General features: G+C 34.1%; 1 protein-coding gene and 1 pseudogene. Both read right to left on the bottom strand.

Features of this window, described 5'->3' with window-relative positions:
* A pseudogene (locus tag ACJMML_RS04945) lies at positions 1–2,069 on the bottom strand (hypothetical protein); the annotation flags it as partial.
* 559 nt (positions 2,070–2,628) lie between these two features.
* Positions 2,629–4,280, bottom strand: a 1,652-nt coding sequence (locus ACJMML_RS04950) for an Ig-like domain-containing protein (RefSeq protein WP_405306260.1), incomplete at its 5' end; no start/stop codon positions are given.

Below are 4,280 nucleotides of genomic sequence, written 5' to 3' on the forward strand. Positions count from 1 at the left end.
GGAGCAGCATCATGATCAGAACCTAAAACAGCATCACTACTGGAATCTGTTCCATTACCTGAAACATCACCATCACTGCTGCTATGGCCTTGGCCACGGGCATTTCCGCTTCCACTATGAGAAGTACCATTTCCAACAGCACCACTGAAACCAGTACCATTAGAAGAAGGATTTAAGATCCTATTCAACCAAGCAAAATCACCAGTTCCACGACCAGAACCCTCACGGACATAATCCTTCAACCAATCAGGATAATAATCCTCACTCATAGTGTTCTTAGGATTACCATTGGTGTTGTTTTTAACAACAGTCCCAGATGGGCGACTAACTTGATTATTAGTACTAGCACCAGTATGATTAGAAGTAGTATGAGTATTTAAAATATTATTAGAAACTGTTGAATTATAAGTAGAGGAGTCCTTGACATCACCAATTAATTTAACACCATAATTACCATTTGTAGTAATATTATTGTACTGAATATTATATGTATGATTTCCCCTGATATTTTGAACATAACTAATACCATAAACTGCATTCTTAATAGAATTGCCTAAATCATTTACAATAATCGTATTATTCAAAATATTATCACCAGTATCCTGAACCTCAATACCAGTAACTAAGGCATAAGGAGCATAACCATCAACCGTTGCATCACCGGTAACATTAATAAAATTACTAATAATATCAATAAAAGTATCTCCATAGAAATTCTGAGAATAAATTCCACAATTAGGACCATGATTAAAAGTAGTCAAATTGTTAAAAGCAATCTTTACATGATTGACAGGCCCATTAATTTGAATTGGATAAGCTGTGCTCTGGCAAGTCTTTCCCCCATTAGTAAATACTGAAATATTATTTTTTATAACAGTAACATCGTTAAGGTTATATAAATCCAAAGCATAAAGATAGTTATCTTGGCCCACTTTGGTAATAAAATCCTCGCTACGAATAAGATTATTCTCAATCATAGAATGACTACAACCATATAAAATAACAGTATCCAATGTAGGATAATTAAAACTTCTATAATTAACCATAGTACTGATACAATTTTTGGACAAAGTCAAATTTTCAGAGTAATCTGCTGCAAAAGCAGCAACAGTATCTGTGCTCACTTTACCATAAGACCCAACAAAAGTCCATAGAATATATTTTATTGGGAGCTCACAATAAATATTATTGCCAAAAACTAAACTATCGTGAGTATTTCGTAAAAAAACACCATAATTATAATCATTATCTCCTAAACCATGACCATAAAAGTTGATAGTATTATTAATAATATTCAAACCAACAAAATCATCATCATGACCGTCAGAATAAATGCCGAAAGCTGTAACATTTTCAGGAGTAGTGTAATTTAAAGTGCAGTTATAGATAGTAACATTATCCGCATGAACAAAAATGCCTGCATATTCATTTTCCTCGAATTCCCTATCCAAGACCATATTAATGTTAGACAACACAATGCCTGTGGCACCTAAGTCGAATACGGTATTGTAGAACAGGGAATCCTTTGCGGTGACCAATGTATTGTTGGATGTGAAGCGGATGACACCTAGACTGTCAAAGTTGCCTCCGAATATCAATGTGCTGTTTCCATACTCTGACTTCAGCACGTTGTCTTCAAAGAACTCATTGAAATTCAAACTATCTATATAATACGTATTATTGCCTAAGGACCCATTGGAAACATTATTTGAAGCTTTAACATCACCAGAATCCTTTAAAGCCTTACTGGAAGAAGAACCGGAATGCACAACATCATCATCTTCAACAGAAACCTCATCCACACTGGAAACAGGATCATCCATGCTTCCAGCAGCTAGATTAGATGAGGAGATAATTCTATTACTGTCCCCTTCTGCAGAAGAAACCAGACAGGAATCATCTTCAGAGGAAACTGTGCTTAACTCGATTTCCTCCACTGCGGAAACAGAACCGATGTTATCCACCGATAGGAGAGAATCAGCACTGCCATCTGCAGAAACGGAAGAAACCGAGACCAATAGAACCATAACCATTGAAAACAATAGCAATTGTTTGTTTATCTTTTGCATATTTCAGTTCCTTTACATTATTTTTTTAAAAATTTTTTTCCATTAGAATATTTTTTCTTTCAACCACCGAGTACAATTAATTTTTCAATTTAATAACAAAAAACATTTTGATTATAAACGTGACAAAAAATAAATTTCCCATTGAAAATTTATTTGTTATTCCAATCCAAATCAAGTCATTGGAATAAAAAATAAATCCCACGGAAAAAACGCTTTTTGAATGAAAGAAAAAGATAAAAAAAGAAGAACCGGACATCCTTCTTTTGTTTATGTTTTTTCCCTGTTTTTCACATCTTTTCCGTTTATGATTAATTTATTCCTTGACGAATTTAAATGAGGTTTAAACTATTTTTTTTGAAACTAAACAAAAAACTTTCAAATAAACTCTTTTTTTTACATCTAAAAAGAATTTATTTATTATTCCAACCAAAAAGATAATGATTGGAATAAGAAATAAATTCTCAATAAGCATTTTGACTTTGTTCCTCCCATATTTAAAATATTAAATGTTAATAGACCTAAAAAGGAGATTTTAGACCTATTAACTAAATAAATTAATTTATTTTACAGTTATTTTTGCTTTTTTGCTGATTGCCTTGTAGGTGTTGTCTCCTGCAAACTTAGCGACAGCAGTGTACTTGCCCTTCTTGGTGAGCTTGACTTTCACGGTTGCGATACCCTTTGCATTGGTCTTTGCAGTGTAGGTCTTCTTGTTGACAGTGAAAGTGATCTTCTTGCCCTTGATTGCCTTTCCTTTTGCATCCTTAAGGGTGAAGGTGACCTTTTTGGTCTTAGCCTTTACCTTGAAGGTCTTTTTAGCGAAAGTTGCTTTGGTTGCTTGCTTGTTGACAGTGACTTTCACTGCTTTCATGGAAGCCTTGTAGTCATTGTCACCGAGGAATGACAAGGTGTAGTAGTATGTACCTGCATTAGCATAGTTGACATTCACTTTGGCAACACCGTTCTTGTCAGTTGTGACAGTTGATGTCTTGCCGTTGACAGTCACTTGAACAGCCTTGCTTGCAAGGACCTTGCCGCTAGCATCCTTCAAGGTAATGGACAATGTCTTAGCGACCTTAGCGGTAGTGGTTATGTCGCTTGCAGTAATTGAAGTAGCAGTCTGGTTAATATAAACAGGAACTTCTACAGGGACTTCAACAGTTATGTTGTTTACTATGATGTAAGTGCTTAAGGAAGCGGATGATTCCTTATAGTTAGCATTTCCTTCAAAAGCAGTACTGAAAGTAACTTTACCTGATAAGTCACTGATGTTTAAAGTAGCCACACCGTTTTCCATTTGGCAAGGAATGCTTTCTTCATTTACAAGAACATTGATCTCATCCACATCAGCAATAGGGTTTCCTTCCATATCTGTTAAAGAGATCACAAGGTTATCTCCATCTACATCCATAGTTAACTTAGAGCCAGCCCTAGATTGAGTAGAGTTTACATAAAAAGCACCACCAATAGGAATAACATCAGTACTTACTTCAAAATCATAATTACAATCTTCAATACTGATTAAGTTTTCTATATCATTGATGTATTTTGCAACACCGTTAAATGTGCATCCTTCAAAAGTACAAGCATCGAATTTTACAGCTCCTTCATATTCTGAATTAGTGTAGACTAAAGAATCTGCTTCGATATTTCTAAAAGTACAATTTTTAAACTCTACATTTTCATATTTGTGAATGTCAATTACATTATTATAATTTTCAAAAATACAGTCTTCAAAGACAGTCAAATCATAACCATAATCAACAGGATTATGATTAAAATTTTCTTCAGAGGTTTCTCCAATAATTATAGCATCAGGTCTAAAAGTACAATTTTTAAAAAATCTTTTACCTATACCAGCAGGTGTTTCTATTTTTATGGTTTTTTCGAAGATTAAGTTAACATAAGTATGAATAACACCATCATAACTCTGTTCAGTCCAAAGGGATTGTGAGAAAATTGTGTTATTTTGACCAATTATAGTGTAATTTTTTTGATTAGTGCCTAAAAAGTTAGAATAAGTACCTGAAGCGACATAAATCACACCATCATCAGCTATAGCATACAATGCATTATAATAAGCCCAGATTCCACCATAAGCATTTTCCCAATCAGCACCGGAAACAATTGGCTCATCATCATCATCTGTAGTGCCCTCTCTACTTATATTTATATAAAGTTCAGTAGGGCTCCCATCATCATTTAGCATAG

This window comes from Methanobrevibacter sp. (assembly GCF_045130115.1).
Classification (GTDB): Archaea; Methanobacteriota; Methanobacteria; order Methanobacteriales; family Methanobacteriaceae; genus Methanocatella.